25 protein-coding genes are annotated in these 24,482 nt (G+C 68.4%); 8 read left to right on the top strand and 17 right to left on the bottom strand.

Features of this window, described 5'->3' with window-relative positions:
• Positions 1–8: 8 nt before the first annotated feature.
• Entirely contained in the window at positions 9–1,217 is a 1,209-nt protein-coding gene (locus BDK89_RS02485; RefSeq protein ID WP_166657330.1) for an MFS transporter, read from the bottom strand.
• A 166-nt stretch (positions 1,218–1,383) separates the two neighbouring features.
• On the opposite strand from BDK89_RS02485, the gene BDK89_RS02480 reads away from it, so the two are divergent.
• From BDK89_RS02480 to BDK89_RS02465, 4 genes are all read left to right on the top strand, one after another.
• On the top strand, positions 1,384–1,674 hold the full coding sequence (locus BDK89_RS02480) for a hypothetical protein (RefSeq protein WP_133867449.1): 291 nt from the start codon (positions 1,384–1,386) through the stop codon (positions 1,672–1,674).
• Positions 1,675–1,894: 220 nt separating this feature from the next.
• Complete coding sequence (locus BDK89_RS02475) at positions 1,895–3,052, top strand: acetyl-CoA acetyltransferase (protein WP_133867448.1); 1,158 nt, start codon at positions 1,895–1,897, stop codon at positions 3,050–3,052.
• Between the two features lie 58 nt (positions 3,053–3,110).
• Positions 3,111–3,563 (top strand): SRPBCC family protein, encoded by a 453-nt coding sequence (locus BDK89_RS02470; RefSeq protein WP_133867447.1) that lies wholly within the window; start codon positions 3,111–3,113, stop codon positions 3,561–3,563.
• Positions 3,564–3,623: 60 nt separating this feature from the next.
• Positions 3,624–4,907 (top strand): MFS transporter, encoded by a 1,284-nt coding sequence (locus BDK89_RS02465; protein WP_341785675.1) that lies wholly within the window; start codon positions 3,624–3,626, stop codon positions 4,905–4,907.
• 5 nt (positions 4,908–4,912) lie between these two features.
• Here the strand turns inward: BDK89_RS02465 and BDK89_RS02460 are convergent, their stop codons facing one another.
• From BDK89_RS02460 to BDK89_RS02450, 3 genes are all read right to left on the bottom strand, one after another.
• Positions 4,913–5,548 carry a bifunctional 4-hydroxy-2-oxoglutarate aldolase/2-dehydro-3-deoxy-phosphogluconate aldolase gene (locus tag BDK89_RS02460; protein WP_133867446.1) on the bottom strand — a complete coding sequence of 212 codons (636 nt, stop codon included), beginning with the start codon at positions 5,546–5,548 and terminating at the stop codon, positions 4,913–4,915.
• A gap of 49 nt (positions 5,549–5,597) precedes the next feature.
• Complete coding sequence (locus BDK89_RS02455; RefSeq protein WP_133867445.1) at positions 5,598–6,110, bottom strand: hypothetical protein; 513 nt, start codon at positions 6,108–6,110, stop codon at positions 5,598–5,600.
• A gap of 63 nt (positions 6,111–6,173) precedes the next feature.
• A complete protein-coding gene (locus tag BDK89_RS02450; RefSeq protein ID WP_133867444.1) occupies positions 6,174–7,178 on the bottom strand; it encodes a hypothetical protein in 1,005 nt (334 codons plus the stop codon).
• A gap of 144 nt (positions 7,179–7,322) precedes the next feature.
• Between BDK89_RS02450 and BDK89_RS22325 the strand changes: the two genes are divergently transcribed.
• Positions 7,323–8,408, top strand: a complete 1,086-nt coding sequence (locus BDK89_RS22325; protein WP_133867443.1) for a sensor histidine kinase — start codon at positions 7,323–7,325, stop codon at positions 8,406–8,408.
• Positions 8,405–9,058: a response regulator transcription factor gene (locus tag BDK89_RS02440; RefSeq protein ID WP_243839077.1), complete on the top strand. Its 654-nt coding sequence runs from the start codon at positions 8,405–8,407 to the stop codon at positions 9,056–9,058. The genes BDK89_RS22325 and BDK89_RS02440 overlap by 4 nt, the downstream gene beginning before the upstream one ends.
• 51 nt (positions 9,059–9,109) lie before the next feature.
• On the opposite strand, the gene BDK89_RS02435 is transcribed toward BDK89_RS02440, so the two are convergent.
• The gene (locus BDK89_RS02435; RefSeq protein ID WP_133867441.1) at positions 9,110–9,328 is read right to left on the bottom strand and encodes a hypothetical protein; all 219 of its coding nucleotides are present in this window, start codon (positions 9,326–9,328) and stop codon (positions 9,110–9,112) included.
• Positions 9,329–9,532: 204 nt separating this feature from the next.
• Here BDK89_RS02435 and BDK89_RS02430 point away from each other — a divergent pair, with 204 nt between their 5' ends.
• Together BDK89_RS02430 and BDK89_RS02425 are read left to right on the top strand one after the other, a co-directional pair.
• Entirely contained in the window at positions 9,533–9,940 is a 408-nt protein-coding gene (locus BDK89_RS02430; protein WP_133867440.1) for a pyridoxamine 5'-phosphate oxidase family protein, read from the top strand.
• A 73-nt stretch (positions 9,941–10,013) separates the two neighbouring features.
• A complete protein-coding gene (locus BDK89_RS02425) occupies positions 10,014–10,520 on the top strand; it encodes a hypothetical protein (protein WP_133867439.1) in 507 nt (168 codons plus the stop codon).
• 34 nt (positions 10,521–10,554) lie between these two features.
• On the opposite strand, the gene nagA is transcribed toward BDK89_RS02425, so the two are convergent.
• The 12 genes from nagA to BDK89_RS02365 all read right to left on the bottom strand — a co-directional run bounded on the left by nagA (position 10,555) and on the right by BDK89_RS02365 (position 24,399).
• The gene (gene nagA / locus BDK89_RS02420) at positions 10,555–11,676 is read right to left on the bottom strand and encodes an N-acetylglucosamine-6-phosphate deacetylase (RefSeq protein ID WP_208293935.1); all 1,122 of its coding nucleotides are present in this window, start codon (positions 11,674–11,676) and stop codon (positions 10,555–10,557) included.
• A gap of 2 nt (positions 11,677–11,678) precedes the next feature.
• A complete protein-coding gene (nagB, locus tag BDK89_RS02415) occupies positions 11,679–12,461 on the bottom strand; it encodes a glucosamine-6-phosphate deaminase (RefSeq protein WP_133867437.1) in 783 nt (260 codons plus the stop codon).
• Complete coding sequence (locus BDK89_RS02410) at positions 12,454–13,341, bottom strand: ROK family protein (protein ID WP_166657329.1); 888 nt, start codon at positions 13,339–13,341, stop codon at positions 12,454–12,456. The genes nagB and BDK89_RS02410 overlap by 8 nt, the downstream gene beginning before the upstream one ends.
• A complete protein-coding gene (locus tag BDK89_RS02405) occupies positions 13,338–14,795 on the bottom strand; it encodes a glycoside hydrolase family 3 protein (RefSeq protein ID WP_208293934.1) in 1,458 nt (485 codons plus the stop codon). Before BDK89_RS02405 ends, BDK89_RS02410 begins: the two co-directional genes overlap by 4 nt.
• A gap of 83 nt (positions 14,796–14,878) precedes the next feature.
• Positions 14,879–15,715 carry a carbohydrate ABC transporter permease gene (locus BDK89_RS02400; protein WP_133867436.1) on the bottom strand — a complete coding sequence of 279 codons (837 nt, stop codon included), beginning with the start codon at positions 15,713–15,715 and terminating at the stop codon, positions 14,879–14,881.
• Positions 15,715–16,686, bottom strand: coding sequence for a carbohydrate ABC transporter permease (locus tag BDK89_RS02395; RefSeq protein ID WP_133867435.1), 972 nt, complete (start codon positions 16,684–16,686; stop codon positions 15,715–15,717). Before BDK89_RS02395 ends, BDK89_RS02400 begins: the two co-directional genes overlap by 1 nt.
• Before the next feature lie 118 nt (positions 16,687–16,804).
• On the bottom strand, positions 16,805–18,205 hold the full coding sequence (locus tag BDK89_RS02390; protein WP_133867434.1) for an extracellular solute-binding protein: 1,401 nt from the start codon (positions 18,203–18,205) through the stop codon (positions 16,805–16,807).
• A gap of 58 nt (positions 18,206–18,263) precedes the next feature.
• Complete coding sequence (locus BDK89_RS02385; RefSeq protein WP_208293933.1) at positions 18,264–19,418, bottom strand: ROK family protein; 1,155 nt, start codon at positions 19,416–19,418, stop codon at positions 18,264–18,266.
• A gap of 280 nt (positions 19,419–19,698) precedes the next feature.
• The gene (locus tag BDK89_RS02380) at positions 19,699–20,862 is read right to left on the bottom strand and encodes an ABC transporter ATP-binding protein (RefSeq protein ID WP_133867433.1); all 1,164 of its coding nucleotides are present in this window, start codon (positions 20,860–20,862) and stop codon (positions 19,699–19,701) included.
• 3 nt (positions 20,863–20,865) lie between these two features.
• Entirely contained in the window at positions 20,866–22,101 is a 1,236-nt protein-coding gene (locus tag BDK89_RS22320) for a (Fe-S)-binding protein (protein WP_133867432.1), read from the bottom strand.
• Between the two features lies 1 nt (position 22,102).
• Positions 22,103–23,020, bottom strand: a complete 918-nt coding sequence (locus BDK89_RS02370) for an FAD-binding protein (RefSeq protein WP_133867431.1) — start codon at positions 23,018–23,020, stop codon at positions 22,103–22,105.
• On the bottom strand, positions 23,017–24,399 hold the full coding sequence (locus BDK89_RS02365) for an FAD-binding oxidoreductase (RefSeq protein ID WP_166657328.1): 1,383 nt from the start codon (positions 24,397–24,399) through the stop codon (positions 23,017–23,019). Before BDK89_RS02365 ends, BDK89_RS02370 begins: the two co-directional genes overlap by 4 nt.
• Positions 24,400–24,482 lie beyond the last annotated feature (83 nt).

The following is a 24,482-nucleotide window of genomic DNA, read 5'->3' as shown; positions in this document are numbered from 1 at the left end:
CACCAGGATCAGCGCGGCAGTCGGCTCGCCGAGACGGCGCCGGCAACCGAGACGACGGCCGAGAGTACGAAGACCCAGGTGAACGAGCCGAGCGCGTCGGCGATCGCTCCGCCGATCTGCGGGGAGATCATCTGCATGACCCCGAACGCGAGCGTGGCGGCACTGAACGCCGGCCCGTAGTTGTCGGTGTCGGTGTGATCGACGATGTGGGCGATGATCAGCGCCGGCATCCCCGAGAACATGAGGCCGACGCCGATCGCCGCGATCGCCACCGACGGCTGACTGCCGGTCAGCACGAGGAGACCGCACCCGGCGAAGATGGTGAAGGCTGCGGTGAGCGCGACCCGACGACCGATCCGGTCGGACAGAGGACCGAGCAGCATCCCGCCGAACACCGAGCCGGCGCCGACCAGGGAGAACGTCGCCGTCGCCGCACCCGATGAGAAACCCGAGTCGTCCTCCAGGCGGGCGACGAGGAAGGCGAGCACCAGGATGTACGCGAAGCCGAAGGCGGCGTAGCAGATCGTGAGCGGGATCCAGCCCCGGACGGTCTTCAGCGCGGCGACGCCGCCGAACCCACCGCTCAGCGCCGGGCGGTCGCCACGCGAACGCAGCAGCGTGAAGGCACCGATCAGCACGACGACGGCGATCGCCAACTCGACCCGGTACACGGTCTGCCAGAGGTCGGGTGCGTCGCTGCGACGATCGAGGAAGGCGGACAGCTGACCGGCGAAGACGAGCCCGACCCCGATCCCGGAGCCGACCAGCCCGACCGCCATGCCGGCTCGATCCGGGGGCAGCGCACGGGCGGAGATCGCCGGAGACGGGATCCAGATCGTGGCACCACCGAGGCCCATCGCGAACAGTGCGATACCGAGCACCGGGCCACTGGGTGCGAATGCGGCGAGCGCCAGCGCGGTGGTGGAGATCGACAGCCCGATGCGCATCAGTTGCACGAGGCTGAACCGGCTCGACGCCCACGAGACGGCGAGCGTGCCGATCATGTAGGCGGTGACGTTCAGCGTGCCGAAGAACCCGGCGAGGGTGTTCGACCCGCCGAGCACGTCGTCACGAGCACCGGGGAGCACCACACCCCAGGTGAAGCGCCCGAACGCCTGGGCCACACACGCGGCAGCCATGACGAGAGCGACGACGAGCCACGCGCTCTCGAGCCGGCCCGCCCCCGCCGGCGGACGGTCGTCGTCGACGTCGGCCACCGCGCCCAACCTATGCAACGACCCGGTCCGCTCTCCCAGCGGGCGACGACGCACGCCGGGGTCGGTGGTTCGGTTCGGGAATCCTCCCGATGCCCGGGGTGGGGCGTCGTCCGTACCGTCGCTCGTGTGGTCACCGACGGGGTGACCGAACCAGTGGAGGAAACCCATGAAGACGCTCACGACGATGACGATCACCCTGGCGGCGTTGGCACTGCCCCTCGCCGCCTGCGGTGGAGACGATGATTCGGGTGGCGGCGGTGCCTCGGCGGAGCAGATCGCTCAGGCGTTCGTCGACCAGGGCGCGCCGGAGGACGAGGCCGCCTGCGTCGCCGACAAGGTCGCCGGCAGCATCTCGCTCTCCGACGTCGAGGACTTCGCGAACGCCGTCGATCCCGACGACGTCGACGCCGACGTGCTCGAGACCATCGGCGAGGCCCTGAACGGCTGCATCGGCTGAGATCTCCACCCCAGCGTTCTCGGCGGCTGTAGTCCGAAATCCCGGACCACAACCGCCGAGAACGACCTGAGGTCGTATCACCATCAGATCTCGGCGGCCACCGTCCGGTATCCCGGCCCACAGCCGCCGAGAACTGGAGTTGGCTGGTCGTCGGGTGGGCGACTACCAAGGGGGTCGTGACGCCCGGCGACGCGTTGGGCGACGACGAGACGGAGCACTCATGAACCCGAGCATCATCGGCTGGTCGCATCTGCCGTTCGGCCGCCGCGACGACACCCTCGAAGAGATGATCATCAGCGTCGCACGCGGCGCGATCGCGGACGCCGGCATCTCCTCGAACGAGATCGACGCCACGTGGCTCGGCCACTTCAATAGCGGGCTCGTCGCCGACGGCTTTCCGGCCTCGCTGACGATCCAGGCCGACGAAGGCCTCCGCTGGAAGCCGGCGACCCGCGTCGAGAACGCGTGCGCGTCGGGATCGGCGGCGATCTACAACGCCATCAATGCGATCAAGGCGGGCGACGCCGAAATCGTCCTCGTCGTCGGCGCCGAGAAGATGACGAACAACAGCACCGCCGACGTGGCCGCCGCACTCGGTGGTGCGTCGTACCAGAAGGAAGAGGGCGGCCTGTCGTTCCCGCAGATCTTCGCCCAGTTCGCGCAGGCCTACTTCGACGAGTTCGGCGACCACTCGTCGACGCTCGCCACGATCGCCGCGAAGAACCACGCCAACGGGGTGAAGAACCCGCTGGCGCACATGCGCAAGGACGTCGGCTTCGAGTTCTGCAACACCGTGTCCGAGAAGAACCCGATCGTCGCCGACCCGCTCCGCGTCACCGACTGCTCCCTCATTTCCGACGGCGCCGCCGCGATCGTGATCGCCTCCGACGACGTCGCCAAGCAGTACGACCGTGCCGTCCGCTTCCGCTCGACGGCCCACGTCCAGGACGTGCTCCCGATGTCGCGCCGCAAGCTCACCGACTTCGAAGGGCCGGCCAGGGCGTTCGGCTCGGCGTTCGACCGAGCCGGCATCCAGGTCGACGACCTCGACTTCGCCGAGATCCACGACTGCTTCACGATCGCCGAGCTGCTCGTCTACGAGGCGATGGGTCTGGCGCCCAAGGGCAAGGGTGCCTCGGCGCTCGAGCAGGGCACCGTCTTCCCCGACGGCGACCTGCCGATCAACCTGTCGGGCGGCCTGAAGGCGAAGGGACACCCGGTCGGCGCGACCGGCGTGTCGATGCACGTCATGTCGGCGATGCAGCTCAACGGCGAGGCCGGCGATCTCCAGAAGGCCGACGCCGAACTCGGCTGCGTGTTCAACATGGGCGGCTCCGGTGTCGCCAACTACTGCTCGATCCTCGAGCGCCGCAACTGAGTCCCAGGTCTCGGGGCGGCGCGCATCCCGCGAGCGGTCCGATTCCGTAGCACTGGTCATGTCGGCTGCTGTGCGATTCGAGGTCAGGACGAGCTTCGACGCTCCACCGCGCCGGGTGTGGGACGAGATGATCGACTGGAACGGCCACGGCGACTGGATCCCCGCCACGCGCATGGACGTCGCGCCCGGAGACGCGACGGCCGTCGGGGCCGAGCTGACGGCCTTCACCGGCTACGGCCCGCTCACGCTCGAGGACCGGATGCGGGTCGCCCGGTGCACGTGGGACGACGAGGAGTCGATCGGTGCCTGCGAGGTCGAGAAACTGGGTCCGGTCTTGACGGGTCGGGCCGGCTTCACGGTCGTGCCGGAGGGTTCGGGCACCGCCGTCGTCTGGCTCGAGGACGTCACCGTGCCGTACGCGCCCGGCTTCACGGCGCCGGTGATCGCCAAGCTGAGCGCAATGGGCTTCAAGCTGGCGATGCGCAGCCTGGCCAAGATCGTCGAGCGCTGACCCTGCCGAATCCGTCGCTCGTTCGGGAAGCAGCGGGCCGCCGCGCGGGTTAGACCCGCCGTGCCCGAGCCGCGACGAAACCCGACCTCTGCCGCGGCGATCGTTCCGGACGACGCGCTTCCTCCTCCCAGGAGCGCCAGCCCGGGCCTTGCACCCCGGCGACGCACGCAGACCCTGACGGTGCTCGCCGTCGGGTTGATGCTGGCGATGACGACGTGGTTCAGCACCTCGGCGGTGCTGCCGACCCTGACCGACCGATGGGCGTTGTCGACCGGGTCGGCGTCGGTGCTCATCATCGTGCTGCAGCTCGGCTTCGTCGTCGGCGCCCTCGTCTCGGCCGCGCTCGGCCTGGCCGACCGGATCGCACCACCGACCCTGGTGCTCGGCGCCGCACTGCTCGCGGCCGCGGCCAACGCCGCGATCGTGCTCGCCGACGCGTACGCCCCCGCCGTGGCCCTCCGATTCCTGACCGGTGTGTTCCTCGCCGGTGTCTATCCACCGGCGATGAAGCTCGTGGCGAGCTGGTTCCGTGCCGGCCGCGGCTTCGCGATGGGTGTGCTGATCGCTGCGCTGACGGTCGGCAGCGCAGCACCTCATCTCGTCAACGCGGTCGGTGGCGCCGACTGGGACTCGGTGCTCGTCGCCACCTCACTCTTGACGGTGCTGGGCGGCGGCATCGTCGGCGTGTTCGTCGCCGTCGGGCCGTTTCCGTTCCCGGCGACCGACTTCCGGTGGCGGGAGGCGTGGGTGGCGTTGCGCGACCGTGACGTCCGGATCTCGACCGTCGCCTACTTCGGCCACATGTGGGAGCTGTACGCGATGTGGGCCTGGGTCCCGCTGTTCCTCGCCGACCGCTTCGACGCCGACGGGTCGGGCCTCGACCCGTCGGCCGTGGCGTTCGTGGTGATCGCTGCCGGGGCCGTCGGCAGCGTGATCGCCGGCAGGTGGGGCGACCGTGTCGGCAAGGCGAGAGCTGCCATGGCGGCGATGCTCATGTCGGGCACGATCGCGCTGATCATCGGCGCGCCGGGGATCCCCCTGTCGGTCATCGTCGTGCTGGCGGTGCTGTGGGGTGTGAGCGTGGTGGCCGACTCGGCGCAGTTCTCGGCGATCGTGAGCGAGCGCTGCGATCAGCGTTTCGTCGGCACCGCGCTCACCGTGCAGCTCGCTCTCGGCTTCCTGCTCACGGTCGCCACGATCTGGATCGTGCCGTGGCTCCGCGATCACGTCAGCTGGTGGGCAGCCTTCGCCGTCCTCGCCCCGGGCCCGTTGCTCGGAGCCTGGGCGCTGCGCCGGCTCGGCCCTGCCGATTCGGTGGACGACGGCTCACCGCCGACGGCCTGACCTCGTCAGTCGTCTCGACGGGCGACGGCCACGGCGGCGTCGATCATCGTTCGTGCCGTCGCGAGATCGTCGTACGAGCCGAACAGGCTGTCGCCCATGCCGACGGCGATCGCGCCGGCGTCGTAGAACGCCTGCATGTTCTGGGTCGAGACGCCACCGGTCGCCATGAACGGACGCTGCCGATAGGCCGGGGCGACCTGGGCGAGCCAGGCAGGGCCGGGCGGGTCGGCCGGGAAGAACTTGAGCACGTCGGCCCCGTGGCGGATCGCGGTCTGGATCTCGGCCGGCGTCTGCACCCCCGGCAGGGTGAGCATGCCGAGTTCGGCGCTGCGCTCGGCCGTGGCGACGTCGATGCCCGGGAGCACGCAGAACGTCGAGCCCGCAGCCGCTGCCGACTCGGCCTGCTCGATCGTCCACGTGGTCCCGACGCCGACCGATGCTTCGTCGCCGAACCGGTCGACGAGGAAGGCGACGTCGTCGACGGTGCCGGGATAGTCGTGGGTGATCTCGAGCGAGCGCACGCCCCGCTCGACGAGGAGGTCGCACAACGGCACGAGGTGTTCGCGTGGGATCTGCCGCAGGACGGCCATGATCCGGTCGGCCCGGAGGCAAGCGAGGGCGTGATCTCGGAGGTCGCTCATCGACCGTCGATTGTCGCGCACTCGAAGTCGTGCCTCGCTCGCTCGCTGCTCAGGGCGACCGACGTCGACCGAACCACTGACGGACCCGGTCCCAGAAGGTCGGCTCACCGTCGAAGTCGAACGCCACCTCGTCGCGTTCGGGTGGCGAGTCGAAGCTCGGCGTGTCGGCGGCGACCGGATCGGGTCGCGGTTCGTCCGAGGCGGGGAACTGCCAGTCGGGCTCGGGCGCCTCGTAGACGTTGCCGTCGTCGTCGGACACCGACGCGTCGAGCGCTGCGGCGACGAGCAGCGCACCGGTCAGCGCATGCTCATCGTCGAACGCCACGGCGACTCGACCGGCCCACCATCGGAACGGCACCTCGGCGACGACGGGATGTCCCGTCCAGCATCCGAACGGCCCCGCGACGGTCGCCTCGTCGCCGCGCGAACTGGTGGCGGTCAACGTGTCGCGGAGCTCGAAGTCGGGTGACGAGCCCACGAACTCGAGCCACTCGGATTCGGGGATCTGGGCGCGGTTTCCCGTGCCGGCGTCCCGCCGCTCGATGTGCAACTCGGATCCCATGGTGTTCGCCTCGACCGTCCACAGTCTGCCCCAACACCTGTCGCTGCGGCAGTCGCCGGGCCGTCAGACGGTGACGGGTTCCGCATGTCGATGGCGGTCGTCGGCCGACGGGCGAACGCTGCGAGCCAGAGCGACGACGCCGACGAGCACCTGGGCGCAGATCGCCGACCAGAAAACAGCCTCCATCGAATCATGGTCGCGTAGCGGCCAGAGGGCGTTGTACGTAGCGGCAGCGGTGAGCGGCATGATCGCGAGAGGGACAAGATCACGGACTCGGATCCGTCCTGCGAGCGCATCGACCACGGTCGATCCACCCACCGCGTCGTGGCGGCGGGCGATCTTCCAGAGGACCCAGCCGATGGCGGCGAGCTTGAGTGGCGCCCAGAAGACCGCCGGCACCACCATCGTGAGCGCCAGGAACGTGGTGGCGAGGCCGGTCGTCACCAGACCGGCCCGGCTCATCCGCCAGCCCACGGCCGGCCAACACCGGTCCATGACCAAGTGCGCCAGCACCAGGGTCAGGGCGACCCAGAGCCCGTATTCGAGAAACGCTGCCGGGTCGAGCACCTCGGACGACCCGCCGTCGAGCGCCATCTCCTCGGCAGTCTCGCGGTCGGTGACCGAACTCGCGAGTGCCCACACTCCCCAGCCGACGCCGACGGTGGCGGCCGACGCGGTGAGTGCGAGTCGCCGCCGGTCGAGTGCCAGGCGGCGGAACCAGACGACGAACACCCCGAAGGCGAGCACGCCGTGCCAGCCGACGAACATCAAGAACAACACCGGCAGCGGACCGTCCTCGTACATGACGGGGGTGATGATCCCTTCGACGATCAGTGCGAACAATGCGCCACCGAGGACGACGGTGCGCCATCCCGACGACCGGATGGTGGCGAGGGCGGCGAACGCGACTGCCGTGGCGACGGCGTAGAAGGAGCCGAGCACGCCGAACGAGTCGGGGCCGATGCCACCCCAGTACCAGTACAGACGTTCGGAGGCCATGCAGGCAGCGACGGCGGCGGCGAGGAGCCATGTGAGGGTTCGCGCCCCGGTGATGAATCGTTCGAGCATGGGATCCGAGCCTGACGCCGAGACGTCGGCCGCACATCGGCCCGACGATCGTTCTGCGCCACCTGCGACCGATCGATCGATCGGCGTGGCAATCAACCGTTCGATCGATGTCCCGACCGGCGTGGCACGCCTACGCTCGACGAGGTGCACCATGTGTGGCGAATCGGCGGAGCGGTCTTGGCACTGCTGATCGCGATCGCCGACGTGCCCGAGGGGATCGAGCCGTGGCAACCGTGGACCGCGCTGTCGGCCGTCGTGGCAGTGGCGGCGCTCGTCAGCCGCGAGCACACCCGACCGCTGGGCGCCGTCACAGCGCTCGGTGCCCTCGCAGCGGTTGCGTTCGGGGCCGAGGTGGTCGACTCACCCGGGCAGGTGCCGTTCGGCCAGTTCGTGGTCGTCGCGCTCGTCCTCGCCGACGTCGCGTACGCCGGTGACCGCCGCACGGTCGCCGGTGTCGGCGTGCTGGGATCCGCCACGGCGGTGGCGGTCGAGGGACTGGCCGACGACCGCACCGTCGGCGACGTGGTGTTCCTCCTGTCGGTGTGGGCGCTGGCGATGGCGACGGCGCTCGCCATCCGGTGGCGGCGACAGGCCGAGGCCGCCAAGGCCGAACAGGTGCGCACCGCCGAGCGGGAACGCATCGCCCGAGAGCTCCACGACGTGGTCGCCCACCACGTGTCGGCCATCGCAATGAGCGCCGAAGGAGCCCGGGCGACCCTCGATGACGATCACGCCGACGTCGACCGGTCCCTCGCCGGCATCCACGACGCCGCCTCGTCTGCGCTCGACGAGATGCGCCAGATCGTCCGGATCCTCCGCGACGACGAATCACTCGCCGTCGGCACGGACTTGTCCGACCTCGCCGAGTTCCTCGGCCCCGACGGCACCCCTCCGGTCCTGGTCTCGGTCGACGACGATCTCGGTCGGCCGGGGCAAGCCGTCACCGGCGCCGTGTTCCGAATCGCCCGCGAAGCCGTGACCAACTGTCGGCGGCACGCCGTCGGCGCCACCCGGATTCAGGTCGACGTCCGATGCGAGGGCGACGAACTCACCATGACGATCACCGACGACGGCTCACGGTCACGACCGGCATCGGGCACGACCGGATTCGGGCTGCGCGGCATGGGCGAGCGTGCCGAGCTGATCGGCGGGAGTTGTACGTCCGGTCCGACGCCGACGGGTGGGTGGCGCGTCGAGGCGCGGCTGCCGACGGGGAGGTCGGACACGTGATCCGGGTCCTGATCGCCGACGACCAGGAGATGGCGCGCGACGGGTTGGCGTTGATGCTCTCCCGAGCCGACGACATCGAGGTCGTTGCGACCGCAGCCGACGGTCGGGAAGCGGTCGAGGCGGCACACCGCGTCCGGCCTGACGTGTGTCTGCTCGACGTGCGCATGCCGCGACTCGGCGGCGTCGAGGCGTGCGTCGAGTTGCGACGCGAGTTCGGCAGCGGCGGGGCGCAGGTGGTGATCGTCACCACGTTCGACGAGGACCGGGTCGTCGACGACGCACTGTCGGCCGGAGCGGTCGGGTTCCTCCTGAAGAGCGCGAGTGCGGCGTTGGTGATCGAGGCGGTTCGTGCAGCGGCGTCGGGGGACGGCCTCGTGGCCCCCGAGATCACCGGTCGCCTGTTGCGCCGATTGGCGGCGGCACCCGACCCGGCCGCACCGACGCAGGAGCCGTTCGACGCGCTCACCGAACGCGAGGAGGACGTCGTCGCCCTCGTCGCCGCCGGCCATACCAACGCCGAGATCGCCGAACTCCTCCACCTGTCGGTCGCCACCGTGAAGACCCATGTCAACGCGATCCTCACCAAGCTCGGCGCCCGCAACCGCGTCGAACTCGCCGCCTTCGCCTTCCGTACTGGCCGGGTGACCTGACCCGGGCAGGTCGAGTCGGGCCGATCGTCCTTTGGGGGTCACGAGCGGCCGTCAGGAGAGGCAGACGACCAGACCGGCGATGCTGATGGGCACGAGGACGACCGCGAGCGGTATCGAGATGCGGCGCAGCCATGCGGCCTGACTGTTGCCACACCGCGATCGGATCAGCGCACCGTCGTCCGACCAGTTCCTGATCCCGATGACGGCTTCACGAACGAAGAAGGTCGCGAGCATCGCCAAGACAAGGAAGAGCAGGCAGGAACCCGACACGTCGCAAACTCTGGCGCACCTGATGTCAGGACCGTTCGTGGGCCCGATGGCTATTGGCGACCCAGTGCAGGAAGCGGAGGGCGCGCCGGGTCGCCGAACGTTTCGAGCCCACCGAGTCCGGTGGCGGACGCGCATCCCTCCCCACCGATCGAACCCGGAGGGACCGAGTGGCAACACCGTCGGCTCACCTACAGTCGCGTGCTGATGATCGATGAAGCGAAGGCGTTCCTGCTCGAGGGGCCTCGCGTTGCGACGCTCGTGATGGTGCGCGACGACGGCTCTCCGATCGGCGTGCCGGTCTGGTTCGACTGGGACGGTGAGGTCGTGCGCATGTTCGCCGCCGGCGACAGCAAGAAGGTCGACCGGCTCCGCGACCGTCCCGCCGCTTCCCTCGTCATCCACAACACCGTCGACGAACCCGAAGCCTGGATCGCGTGGGACGGCGACGTCACGATCGGTGGTCCAGGCGCCGGCGAACTCGCACTCCGGCTCGCCCGCCGCTACTGGGACCTCGACGACCCGAGCCGCAAGGCGACCTACGACGCCTGGGCAGAGGCGCCGGACACGTTCGTCCTCCTCGTCATGACGCCGTCGCGTATCCGGTCGGGCTAGCGCATCAGACGGTTGGTGACCCGCTGACCGGGCGCCGTCCTGGCCTCGGGCCGGGCCGGGCTACGGTCGACGCATGGCGTTCAAGGAAGAGCATTGTCAGGCCTGGCTCGGCGAGCACGCACCGGGCGAGACCCTCGTCTCCTACCTCGTCACACAGACCTGGGCGCCGCAGAACACCCACGCTCCGGGCATGAACACCAACATGAACTTCTCCGGTGTCGAGATCATCCGCAACAAGGCGGCCGAGCTCGGACTCGACGACGACGACAAGGTCGGCCAGTTCCAGGACAAGACGTTCCTCGCCCTCACCGACGACCAGATCGTCTACGGCAGCCGGAACTGGCGGGATCGGCCCAAGGCCCTGCTCCACACCGCGCCCGCGCGCGACTTCCAGGTGCACTGGGTCGACGAGGACTACGGGGCCGGCACCCACCTGCGACACCTGCTGCTCGACTTCGGCGGCGGAGCGTGGCGCACCGATCGGGTCGGGCTCCGGGCGATGAAGCAGGACACCGCGAAGAAGCACAACGTCGAGCCGTTCTTCGCCGAGCTCGGCGACCGGGCCCACCAGATCCAGTAGACGGACTCGGCCCACCGGACTCCGCCGACGGGCGTCAGCCGAGCAGGACGTCGACGACGGACAGGTCGACGGCGAGCAGCACGAGATCGCCGGGAGCTCCCGAGACGAGCAGGGCCGGCTTCTGTTCACCGATCGCCCTGGCCGGGGTGTCGGTGAGTGCGCCCACAGCGTCGTGCAGCGCGATGCCGCAGTCGTGCACCGCGGTGCGAAGGGCACGATCCGGCGTGAGCGTCGAACCGGCCAGGGTGTCGGTGCCGGCAACAACCGCTCGACCGTCGGCGACGTCGACATCGAGCGAGCCGAGCGTGTAGCAGCCGTCCGACGCACCGGCACCGGCCATCGCATCGGTGACCAGAGCGATCCGGCCGGGTGCGGCAGCGAAGAGCAGAGCGATCGAGGCCGGATGGACGTGGATGCCGTCGGCGATCACCTCGATCGTGACGTGCTCGGCGGCGACGGCTGCGCCGAGCACACCGGGGAACCGACCCTCGATCTGAGCCATGGCGTTGAAGGCGTGGGTCACCAACGAGGCGCCCCGGTCGAAGGCTTCGCGGGCGGCGTCGTAGTCGCAGTCGGTGTGTCCGACGGCGACCGGGATGCCCGCCGCGAGGAATCGCGAGATCGCCTCCATGGCACCGGGCAGCTCCGGCGCGATCGTGATCTGCCGGACGATCCCGGGTGCGACGTCGAGCAGCCGGTCGACCGATTCGCGATCGGGGTGGCACAGCACCCGTCGGTCGTGGGCGCCCTTGCGGCCGGGGGCGATGAACGGCCCTTCGACATGGACGCCGAGCAGCCCCGGGTCGAGATCCATCGCCGACCTCGCGCCGATGATCGAATGCACCATGCGGTCGATCGTCGTGGAGACGAACGATGCAACGGCTCGCGTCGTACCGAACTGGCGCATCGCTGCGAGCGCCGCCAGCGCCTCCTCGGTTCCGTCCTGGTAGTGGGCGCCGCCGGCACCGTGGCCGTGGATGTCGACGAAGCCGGGCGTGACATATCGCCCTGTCGCGTCGACCGAACGGTCGGCCGACGGGGCCTGCTCGCTCGGGTCGCCGGTCGAGACGATCCGTCCGCCGTCGACGTGGACCCAGCCAGGACGTTCACCGTTCGCGTCGACCAGCGTGCCGGAGTGGATCAGCGTCGAGGGCATCGTCACAGTCCTTGCCAGTGCGGCTTGTTCTCGTACACCCACCGGTAGTAGTCCGACCGCTCGAGCCGCGACGCCGCAGGTTCGTCGACGACCACGGTGACGTGCCGGTGGAGCTGGATGCACGATCCGGGCACCGACGCGGTGACCGGCCCTTCGACCGCGCCGGCGACGGCGTCGGCCTTGCCGTCACCGAACGCCAACAACACGAGATGGTCGGCACGGAGGATCGTCCCGATGCCCTGGGTGATGCAGTGGGTCGGCACCTGTTCGGGCGAGTCGAAGAATCGGGCGTTGTCGGCTCGCGTCTGCGCGGTGAGCGTCTTGATGCGCGTCGCCGAGGCGAGCGACGAGCCGGGTTCGTTGAAGCCCACGTGCCCATCGGTGCCGATGCCGAGCAGCTGCAGGTCGACGCCACCGTTGGCCGCCAGGAGCGCTTCGTAGCGCTCGCCCGCCGTCTCGATCGTCGCCTCGTCGCCGTCGGGCACGTGCACCCGTGTCGGGTCGAGGCCGAGCGGTTCGGTGACCTCACGTCGGATCACGCTGCGGTAGCTCTCGGGGTGATCGTCGGGCAGACCGACGTACTCGTCGAGCGCGAACGCATTCACACTCGACACGTCGAGGCCGGCGTCGCACTCGCGTCGCAGGGCGGCGTAGACGGGCAGCGGGGTCGACCCGGTGGCGACCCCGAGGGTGAACTCGGGGCGGGCACGGATCTGGGCCGCGATGTGGCGGGCGACGAGCTCGCCGCCGTCCTCTGGGTTGTCGACGATCACGATTTCAGCCATGGCGTTCTCCCATGATCGCAGCTCCGATGGCGTGGACGGGTCGTTCGTCGGCGAGCAGTGAGGTGATGGCGTCGAGTTCGAGCGACGCGATGAGTGGCGATGCCTCGGACCAGGCGGCGAAGTGCTTCGCCATGCCGTCGGACAGCGGCCGGCCGAGCAGGGTCAGTCCACCGCCGACCACGACGGTGTCGGGATCGAAGGTGAGCGCCAACACGCGGACTGCGCTCGCCGCACCGAAGTACACGCCGTCGCGGATCGCGATCGCTCGGGTGTTGCCGGCCGCGGCGGCTCGGAACACGTCGACCGCCGTGGCACCCTCGACGCCCCACTGGGCGACGACACCCGACCCGGACGCGTATCCCTCGAGTGAGCCGGCGAGGCCGTCGACGTGACCGGGGCCGTGGGGGTCGGCGGAGACGTAGCCGATCTCGCCGGCGAGCCCTCGGGCGCCCTCCCAGACGCGACCGTCGACCACGAGCCCGGCGGCCAAGCCGGTGCCGAGGTTGAGATAGGCGAACGCCTTCGAGGAAGCACCTCGCAGGCCCCATGCACCGACGGCGGCGGCGTTGACGTCGTTGGCGACCCGCACCTCGACGCCGATCGCCTGCTGCACCGCGGTTTCGAGGTCGAGCGATTCGATGCAGAGGTTGCGGGCGTTGCGGACGACGCCGCGCCGGATCGCGCCGGGCACACCGATGCCGACCGATTCGATCTCGCCGCCGGCGGCGCGAGCGACCGCCTCGCTGGCTTCGATGGCGCCGGCGGTGACGCCGTTCGGACCGGGGCGCACCGGCGCTCGAAACGTGGCGAGCACGTCGAAGTCGTCGTCGATGGCGACGGCCTCGATCTTCGTGCCGCCGATGTCGATGCCGATCCTCACGCCGACTCTTCCACGAGTCGGAGCAGCGCCTCGCCGATGCGGCGAGATGCGCCGAAGGTGGCGATGTCGACGTGATCGGAGTGGGCGTACCCCATGTCGACGATCAGCGCCTCCGATCGTTCGGCGATCGCCATGGCCGCGTCGAGCGCGCCGGGGTCGCGATGGAACTCGCGACCGACGACGAGGGTCGTGACGCCGGGCTCGGCGACGTACTCGGCAGCCACGGCACGATCGTCGACTGGCACGACGAGTGACGGCACGGCGCCGCCGTCGAAGAACGGCCCGAGCGGGGTGACGCCGACGGCGACGTTGAGTTCGGGGTCGATCCGGACCCAGCGGACCGGCCGAGTGTCGGCGGCCAGCGCGGAGCGGGCGCGCTCGGAGAGTGTGAACGATGCCGCCAGGCGTTGCGGATCGGTGAGGCGTTCGTAGGTCGCGGTGGTGTGCGAGCGATCGACCGGGCGGTGCTCGGCGGCCCACTGGGCCAGGCCGAGACAGCGCTCGGCGGCGGCGACGAGTCGGCCGGCCGGTAGTCGACCGGCACGGTCGGCGCTCATCAGTGCCTCGGCGATCTCGGCGACCTCGCTCTCGGACCCACGCTGTCCGAGACAGAGCAGGTCGGCGCCGGCGGCGACGGCCTCGACCGCGGCGGCCGGGATGCCTCGGGTTCCGGAGGCGCCGACCATGTCGAGCGCGTCGGTGACGATGACCCCGTCGAACCCCAGACGGTCTCGAAGCAGATCGGTGAGGATGGTCGTCGAGAAGGTGGCGACCGAGTCGGGATCGAGCGCCGGGACGCGGATGTGCGACGTCATGATCGACCGGGTGCCGGCCTCGACGGCAGCGACGAAGGGCACCAGTTCACGGTTCATGATGGTCGCGGCGTCGGCGGTCACGACCGGTTCCGACACGTGGGAGTCGGTCGAGGTGTCGCCGTGGCCGGGGAAGTGTTTGGCGCAGGCCGCGACACCGGCGGCCTGCACACCGCTGGTCCACGCCGCCGTGTGCGCGGCGACCGAGGCAGGGTCGGCGCCGAAGCTGCGAACACCGATGACGGGGTTGTCGGGGTTCGAGTTGACGTCGGCGTCGGGCGCGAACGTGAGATGGATGCCGACGTCGGCGAGCTGTGCGCCGACCTCGCGAGCCACGGCGACGGTGACGTCGAGGTCGTCGATGCGACCGAGCACGGCGTTGCCGGGGAACGGTGAGCCGTCGTGTTGGTGCAGGCGCGTGACGTCGCCGCCTTCTTCGTCGATCGCCACGATGGCGTTCGGGTTGGCGGCACGAATGGCGCCGGTGAGCGCGGCGACCTGGGCCGGTGACACGATGTTGTGGGCGAACAGGCAGACGCCACCGAGGCCGTGCCGGAGCAGTTCGGCGAGCCAGTCGGGCAGCGTCGTGCCGACGAAGCCCGGCATCAGCACGCCGAGCGCCGGCGAGTGCTGCTCGGTCACGACGGTCGAGTCAGGCGTGGTCGTGGGCGTTGTCGTGGTTGTCGTCGGCGTCGAGTTCGGGGACGACAACGGGGTGCCGGCCGTCACCCCTTCACCGCTCCGCCGACGAGACCTTGGGCCATGCGGCCCTGCACGATCACGAAGAAGATGATGACGGGGACGGCGACGAGCACCGAGCCGGCCATGATCTGGCCCCACTCGGGGGCGCCGAGGTTCGACTGTTGCGCGATGTCGCGGAGCCACAGCGGGAGCGTCTGCACCTCGTCGTCGGTCAGGAGCACCGAGGCCAGCGCGAACTCGTTCCAGACCTGGATGAACGCGAACACGCCGGACGCGACCAGACCGGGGGCGATGAGCGGGAACGTGATCCGTCGGAACGCCTGGAGACGGGTGCACCCGTCGACCATTGCCGCCTCTTCAAGTTCGATCGGTACGCCGGCGACGAAGCCGCGCAGCATCCAGATCGTGAACGGCACGACCATGGCGACGTAGATGATGGAGACGCCGGCCAGCGAGTTGAGCAACCCCAGCTCGGAGATCATCTGGAACTGGGCGATGAACATCGCTTCGGCAGGCAGCATCTGGACGAGGATGACCGTCAGGACGAAGGTCTTGCGGCCTTTGAAGCGGAAGCGGGAGATGGCGAGTGCGGCCAGCGTGGCGAACGCAAGGCACACGATCAACGCGACGGCAACCACCATGATCGACATGGTGAGGGCCTCGAAGAACGGGGTGTCGGCCGTGACGTCGCGGTAGTTCTGGAGAGTGCCGTCGAACGGGAGGAACGTCGGGGTCAGGCCGCTGATGGTGAGCGGCGTGAGGAACGACGAGTTGATCATCCAGTAGACCGGGAAGGCCCAGACGATCGCGATGAGCACCGCGGCGACGGCGGCGAGGTAGCGCTTGAATCGGCGGTTCATCAGGCTGCGTCCTCTCGGAGGAGCTCGCGCACGTAGAACCCGCTGACACAGAGCGTGATCAGCAAGACGATCATCGCCGCGGCGGCGGCGAGACCGAACTGGCCCTGGCCGATGCCGAGACCGTAGATGTACGTGCCGAGAAGGTCGTAGTCGTCGCCCTTGGGTCCGAGATCCTGGAGCAGCTGGATCTGGGCGTAGACCCGCAGGTCCCAGATGAACTGCAGCAGCAGGAGGATGATGAGGACGGGACGGATGATGGGCATGATGACGTACCCCAGTGCCTGTCGGGCATTGGCGCCGTCGAGTTGTGCCGCCTCGAGGATCTCGTCGCTCACCTGGGTGAGCGCGGCGTAGACCGAGATCGCGACGAACGGCACCGACGCCCAGGTGATGATCACCGAGGCGACGAAGAAGAAGCTGAGTGGCTCCTCGAGCCAGTTGTGACCGATCATGTCGACGCCGGGCAACTGGGTGAGCAGGTAGTTGAGCACACCGTTGCGTGGGTCGATCAGCCAGCTGAACACGGTCATCTGGGCGACGATCGGCATCGCCCAGGCGAGGAGGAGCGCGCTCTGCAGCACGAGGCGCGCCCACGTCGGCGCGGCCTTCATGAGGAGGGCCAGTCCGATGCCGATCACCATCGTCGCTGCGGCGGTGGCGGCCATGAACACGAGCGAGCGGAGGACGACGGTCCAGAAGAAGGTGTCGCTCAGGAGGGTGGAGTAGTTGTCGAACCAGATCCACGGGGCGGCTTCGCCGAACTGCTGGCGCAGGCCGAACTCGCGCATCGAGTTGAGGATCTGCCAGCCCATCGGATAGGCGAGGCCGACGACGAGCGCGCCGACGGCGGGCACGATCAGCCCGTAGGGCAGCTTCGGCGAACGCGCCCGACGGCGCTTCGGCTTCTTCCGCTCCTGCGGCTGCGGTGGCGGCGACGTGGCGTCGAGTTCGGATGGTGCGACGATCGACATCTCGGGCCTTTCTGTCAGTCGCTGGGCGTTCGGGAGGCTGGGGGTGGGTGCAGTGAGGTGGATGCGGTGAGCGCGTGCGGGTGGGACACATGGTCCCACCCGCACGATGCTCGGTGGATCAGCCGTTGATCACGGCGTTGATCTGGTCGTCGTACTCGGCGGCGAGCGACGCGACGTCGCCACCTTCGGCGACGGCCTGGAAGTACTGCTCGAGCAGCTGCTGCTCTTCGACCGACGTCCAGCCCGGAGCGGCCGGGGTCAGCTTGGCGGCGGCCGCCGTCTCGAGCGAGATCTCGGCGATCGCCGGGTCGGCGGCCGACTCGACGTACACCGAACCGAAGTCGGTGTTGGCCGGGCCGAGGCCGTTCTCGGCGAGGAGCGTCTGGTACTCGTCGGAGAAGATGATCTTCATCAGCTCGAGGGCCGACTCCTGCTTCTCCGAAGCGGCCGAGATGCCGATGTTCGAACCGCCGGCGAAGACCGGAGCGACGCCACCGTCGACGCCCGGCAGGGCGTAGGCACCGAACGTGTCGGGGTTCCAGGTGGCCACGGCTTCACCCTCGTCGTTCTCCGAGATGTCACCGAGGCTCCAGTAGGCCCAGTTCGGGGCGAGCGTGGTGCCGACGGCGGTGTCGGGGAGGAAGTCGTCGTTGATCGCCTGGTAGGCGGTGGCGTCGGTGTCGGTCGGACCGGCGACCGAGGCGGTCGTGAACAGCTCCTGCCACATCTCCATGCCGGCGATCGACTCGGGCGTCGACAGGGCGGCGGTCCACTCACCGCCGTCGTAGGTGGCGAGGTCGCCGCCGTTGGCGAAGATCCACGCGATACCGCTGCGCCAGTCCTGGCCCGGGATGTACGCGCCCGAACCCGACTCCTTCAGGGTGGCGTTCACGTCGGTGAACTCCTGGAGCGTGGTCGGCTCGGCGACGCCGGCTGCTTCGTAGAGGTCCTTGCGGTACCAGGCGAAGCGGGAACCGAAGTAGTACGGCAGCGAGTAGACCTCGTCACCGACGGAGCCGGCTTCGACGAAGCCCTGGAGCAGCGAGTCGCCGCCCATCTCTTCGTAGTACGGCGTGAGGTCGCTGTAGGCGCCGACCGCGGTGAACGTGGCGGTCTGGGTGTTGCCGGTCTCGAAGACGTCGGGGGTCGACGACGAGTCGGGAAGTGAGGCGGTGAGCGACGGGATGAGGTCGCCCCAGCCGATCTGTTCGATCGACAGCTCGCCGCCGGTGTTCGCGGCGTAGGTGTCGGTGAGGTAGGTCAGGGCCACCTCGGGGGTGTCGGTGCCGGCCAGCCAGAGGGTGATGTCCTCGCCCTCGGCCATCTCACCGTCGTCGCCCTCGGCGGGTGCGTCGGTTGCCTCGGATGCATCGTCACCGGCATCACCGGAGTCGTCGCCCGAAGCGTCGTCCTCCGCGGGTGCGTCGGTGGCCTCGGAGGCGTCGTCCTCGGAGTCGTCGGAGCCGCAGGCGCTGAGTGCCACGGCGGCCGCAACGGCGAGCGCTGTCATCTTTCTCATTGGTTCTCCCCTATTGGTTGATGTGTGCCCTCGGCCGTTGCGACCTCGGACGATCGGGTCAGGTGACCCCGAGTCGGTCCTGGAGGACCAACACGACTGCGCCGAGCACGACCAGGTCGGGTCCGAGCTCGGTCATTCGGAGCCGCAGATCGCCGTGTGTGTCGGCGAGGGTGCGGTCGCGCACGGTGGTGTCCGCTGCGGTGAGCAGCGGACCATCGATGTGGTCGGCCGAACCGGCGAGGACCACATCGGCGAGATTGAGCGTGCTGACGATCGGGGCCAGCACGAGGCCCAGGCGGCGGCCCGCCTCGGCGAGGACGGTGGACCGGTCGGCGTCGGGCGCCGCGAGGCGGGCCTCGATGCGTGGGATCGCGAGCCAGGTCTCGAGGCAGCCGCGGTTGCCGCAGGCGCACAGGTCGCCCTCGTCGGTGCCGCTGACGACGTGTCCGATCTCGCCTGCTGCGAAGCGTGCGCCACCGACGACGCGTCCGTCGATCATCACACCGGATCCGACGCCACCGCCGACGCGCACGAGCATCATGTCGGGGCGGCCGGAGCCGAACGAGCGCTCGCCGACGATGGCGGCGTTGGCGTCGTTGGCGACGGAGACGTGCAGACCGCAGGCGGCGGCGAGTCGTTCTTGGAGCGGCACGTCGCGCCAGCCGAGGTTGGGTGCCGACAGCACCACGCCTCGGTCGTCGACGATGCCGGGGCTACTGACCCCGACGCCGAGCACCGGCATCGGTGCGAGCGCGATCAGGTCGGCGAGCAGGGTCTCGATCGCGACGAGCGCATCCTCACCGACGGTCGCCGGGATCTCGACCCCGGAGCGGGCGACCACGTTGCCGTCGAGGTCGGTGACCACACCCACGAACGAGCCACTGTTCGACAGATCGAGTCCGACGATGTTGTGGCCGGTGCGGTTGATGTCGAGCATCGTCGCCGGCTTGCCGGGACGTGACGCGGTGCGGGTCCCGAGCTCGACGACGAGGTCTTCGTCGATGAGATCGCTGACGACGTCCGACATCGTCACCCGACTCAGGCCGATGTCGCGGGCGAGATCCGCGCGGGATCGACCGCGGCCCCGATACAGCGCCTGCAACACGAGCGCCCGGTTGTGCCCGCGAGCCTCGCGCGGCCCGATGCGGGGCGCCGTGAGGTCGGGACTGAGCCGGCGGATGACCGGAGCGGTCGGTGTGGTGTCGTCTGCCACGTCTGTTAGTAAAGGTAACAAACAAAACGCGATCAAGTCAGGATCGGCGGCTGTAACGCAACTGTCATGTGGGTGGCTCGACCCCGCAGGTCACCGAGCGACGCCCGCACACCCTGGATCGACGGTGTTATCGGCGGCCCGAGTCCGGGATCCCGGACCACTGCCACCGAGATCCGGTTTGCAGACCCCAAGTCGGTGACCCGCAGGGACAACGACGTGACAGTCCGTGACGATCACCGGCCGATCGTGCGGATGCCGCGACTTTGCCCCCGTGGCCTCGCTACGAAAGTCCGATGGCGCGTCGCGTGCCGAAGTCGAAGAAGTGGAGATTCTCCGTCGAGATCGCGATCGTCGCCATCTCGCCCGGCTTCACCCGAGAACGCGGGTTGAAGCGACCAACGGCGTTCGCACCGCCACCGGTCTCGTCGACCGCGTCGGGGTCACCCGAATCGACCGTCGGAGCATCGATCCCGAAGTGGACCATGATCTCCGACCCGAGCGCCTCGAGCAGCGTCACCTTGGCCTGAATCGTCGGATGCCCATCCTTGTCGAACTCGGCATCCTCGTAGTCCTCGGGACGAATGCCGAGCACGATCTTCTTGCCGTCGTAGTTCCGCAACGACGGACGCTGCTGCAACGACGACGCACTCAACGGCACCGTGAGCGAACCGAGCCGGATCGAACCAGCGTCGCCATCGATCGACAGCGTTGCCTCGAACAGGTTCATCGACGGCGATCCGATGAACGCCGCCACGAACACATTCGCCGGGCGGTCGTACAGATTCTGCGGGGTGTCGACCTGCTGGAGGTAGCCGTCCTTCAGCACCGCCACGCGGTCGCCCATCGTCATCGCCTCGATCTGATCGTGGGTGACGTAAACGGTCGTGACACCGAGTTCGCGCTGCAGCGCCGCGATCTCGGCACGCATCTGCACACGCAGCTTGGCATCGAGGTTCGACAACGGCTCGTCCATCAAGAACGCAGCCGGCTGACGCACGATCGCACGACCCATCGCGACACGCTGGCGCTGACCACCCGACAACTGACCCGGCTTCCGATCGAGATTCGCCGTCAACTCCAAGATCTCGGCGGCCTTGCGGACCCGCTGATCGATCTCTTCCTTGGGCACCTTGGCGAGCTTGAGCGCGAACCCGATGTTGTCGTACACCGACATGTGCGGATACAGCGCATAGTTCTGGAACACCATCGCGATGTCGCGATCTTTCGGCTCGACATCGTTGACGACCTTCTCGCCGATCTTCATCTCGCCCCCGGTGATCGACTCCAACCCGGCGATCATCCGCAACGCGGTCGACTTGCCACAGCCCGACGGACCCACCAGGACCAGGAACTCCTTGTCCTGGATCTCGAGATCGAGATCGTGAATGGCATGGAAGCCGTTGTCATACACCTTGTTGATGCTGTCGAGTTCGACAGTGGCCATGTTTCATTGCTCCTTGTTCTGATTGTCAAGTCTTGGGTTCGCCTCGTCGAGCAACGCCCGGGCCGCTCCAGACCTGCTGGACCCTCTCGACAGCGCCCGGTCGAACAGTTCAATGGGATGACACACTTCGACTCCGGCTGTAGCCAGGTGACCGGAACACCCGGGGTTGGCACTGACGACGATGTCTGCGTCGGCACGCCTGATGGAGGCAAGCTTGAGGTCGCGGATTCGGCGAGAGAGTTCGGGTTGCATCACGCTGAATGCCCCGCCGGCGCCGCAACACAGCCCGAGGTCATCTAGCTCCCGGAGTTCTCGCACGACTGGCTGCAGCAACGTCCTCGTCGCTTGGTGGACACCTTGGACGTGGCGGAGATGGCACGCGTCCTGAATAGCGACCGAGATTTCCAGTGGGTCGACGTCGCCGAGGCCTTCCACAGCGTCGAGATGCTCGGCGAGAAACTCGTTGATGTCGACGACGCGCCGGGCGAAGTTCGCCGCACTCGGATCGTCCGGAAGAAGGGATCCGAACGCCTTCATGGCCGCTCCGCAACCAGCCGAGTCCACGACGATCGGAACATCGCTCGGCAGCGCTTCGACAACGTGTTTGGCAAGTTGCACGGCGCGGTCGTGCAGTCCGGCGTGATGATGAAGAGCTCCGCAGCACGGGGCCAGGTCGCCGCTCACGAAGACTGCGAACCCCGCCCGTTCGAGACTGCGCTGCGCAGCGTCGTGAATGTGCCGCTGCCAGGCATCCATGACACATCCCGTGAACAGAACGACATCGCTCCCGGTCGAGCGTCGTGGAGTTCGGTGGAGAGCCAATCGGGGGACACCGAGCCGGCTCGGAACGAGCCGGAGACGCTGTGCGTACGCGGTCACGGTCGATACTGCTCGCAGGAGACGCGGACGAACAAGGGCAGCGAGTCCGATCCTGAGCAGCGGCGACGGCTTCGAGACTTCGGACGCAATGGTGGTGCGGGTGGCGCCGATCAGATCGCCGTACGGAACGCCCGACGGGCACGCCGGCTCACACCCGCGACACTGCACACAGGTATCGAACGCTTCGACGATCGCTGACGTGACCGGTTGATCGTCGTCTTGGACAGATCGCATCAGGTTGATGCGTCCGCGAGGCGACTGCGTCTCATCGCCGGTTACGCGATACGTCGGGCACGACGAGAGGCAGAGCCCGCATTGAACACAGGCATTGAGGGCTTCTGGCTCGATTCGTAGATCCATGTCAGGCTCCCGGCCGCCTGCCTGGATTCAATCGGCCCTCGGGATCGAACTCGTTCTTAACCCGCATGGACAGCCGCTCGAACGACGATGATCTCGGCGACCTCGGAAGTGGGTGGGTGGTGAACACGAGGCCGAGCCCGACCGCTGCCACGAACTGACCACACGCGATCGAGTGGATCGCTCTGACCCGGCCGGGTGCGATCGAGTTGCGACAGGGGGGTAGGTCTGGTGGCCCGCCGACGTCGGCGCAGCGCCCGGTCGCCCGGAGTCTGGTCCGGGCATCGGCAACATCAGCCGCAGCGCCCTCAAGACACACCCATGTGCGCTCACCGTCCCACAAGACCGCAGAGTATGGCTGCCAACCTTGTGCGATCGCGAAGGGGTCGGAGTCGTCCAAGACCACCCAGCGGCATTCCTCGGCGACCGGAACCGTCCGGAGCGTCACCTCAGCGACAAGGCCGAGTGTCCCGAGCGAGCCAGTGATCAACCGGCAGAGGTCGTAGCCGCTGACGTTCTTGACGGTCGCTCCCCCACCGGTGATCATCCGACCTTGCGCGGACACATAGCGCACCTGCAGAACCGCATCGCGGAGCCTGCCGACACGCCGGAGACGCAGATCGTTCTCGCCGACGACGACAGCGCCGCCCACTGTGCCGCCGCGGTCAGGAAGCGCTGTGCACTGGCCAGAGGCCGCGAGCTCGTGATGCAACTCGGCCACCGAGGTTCCCGCTCGGACCCGGACGGTCATCTCGGAGGGCTCGTGGGCAACAATCCCTGTCGGAGCAGAGACCAAGCGTGCCGAACCAGCAGCATCACCGCCGATCCGCCATCGAGTCCGACAGCCCTCGACGGCGACCGGCCCGGAGTCCCCGACGAGCTCGGCGAACTCGTGGAGAAGCGGATCGGAAGCGACGCTCACAACCACACCCCTGCTGGAACGGAGCTCAGTTGCTGAATGTCCGCGCACGAGTGGCTACTGGGCAGAACCTTCCCAGGATTCGAAAGACCGAGCGGATCGAACGATCTGCGAAGGCGGTTCTGATGATCGAGATCGTCGTCGGTGAACATCGCACTCATGAACTCCTGCTTCTCGATCCCGATGCCGTGTTCGCCGGACAACACGCCTCCGGCGGCCAGTGATGCTCGGACGATGTCAGCTCCCGCCTCGTGCACGCGCTCGAGAACGCCCGGATCCCGCCGATCGAAGACGATCAGAGGGTGGAGGTTGCCGTCACCTGCGTGGAACACGTTGACGATCATCAGTCGATGACGCACGCCGATCGAGGCGACCTCGTCGAGCACCGAGGCGAGGCGGGCCCGCGGAACCACCGTGTCGTGAAGGTAGTAGTCGGGTGCGATATTCGCGACGGCACCAAACGCTGTCTTGCGCCCTTTCCAGAGGAGAGCACGCTCGGCCTCGTCGACGGCTGTTCTGATCGACGTGGCCCCCATGCGCTCGGCGATACCCCGAATCGCTACTTCGTTGGCAGCGACACCGCCCTCGAGTCCCTCGACTTCGACGAGCAGGACGGCTCCGGCGTCGGTCGGATAACCGGCTCCGACGTACTGCTCGATTGCCCTGACAATCCCCTGGTCCATCACCTCCATTGCGGCAGGGACGATGCCGGCGGCGATGATCGAACTGACCGTGTTGGCTGCACTGGTCATGTCTGCGTACGCCAGAAGGAGCGTGCGAGTGACCGGCGGGTTCGGGGTGATCGCGACCGTGATCTCGGTAGCGATCCCCAACGTGCCTTCGCCGCCGATGAAGGCACCTCGCAGATCCAGCCCGCAAGGCTCAGGGTCATCTCCGCCGAGGTCGACGACTTCCCCGCCGACGAGCACCACTCGGACCGCCAGCACGTGAGCGCTCGTCACACCGTATGCGAGGCAGTGAGGACCACCGGAGTTGTTCGCAACATTGCCCCCGAGCGTGCAGACCTGTTGGCTCGACGGGTCGGGCGAGAAGTGGAATCCGGTGGACCTGAGGAGCCGGTCGAGGTCCAGATTTACGACGCCGGGCTGGACGCGTGCTGATCCGTTGTCACGGTCCACGTCCAGGACCCTGTTCATTCGTGCTGTCGACACGACGATCGCACCGCCAGATGGTACGGCACCACCCGCGAGCCCCGTTCCAGCACCGCGGGGAACAACGGGAACACCGAGATCCGCAGCGATGGTCATCATCGCGACGACGTCATCATGCGACTCTGCGAGACAGACGACGGCGGGCGGGGTCGGACGGACCAGCGACGCATCGCGAGCTGCCACGCGCAGTGACGCATCGTCGGTCTTCACTTGATCAGGTCGCAAGACTGTCAGGAGGGCGCGCTCGACCCGGTCGACGCCGCGAGAGCCGGACCGTCTCATTCGAGGTCGGG

It is taken from the genome of Ilumatobacter fluminis, assembly GCF_004364865.1.
GTDB classification, from domain to species: Bacteria; Actinomycetota; Acidimicrobiia; order Acidimicrobiales; family Ilumatobacteraceae; genus Ilumatobacter; species Ilumatobacter fluminis.
This window is presented reverse-complemented; position numbering and strand designations above follow the sequence as displayed.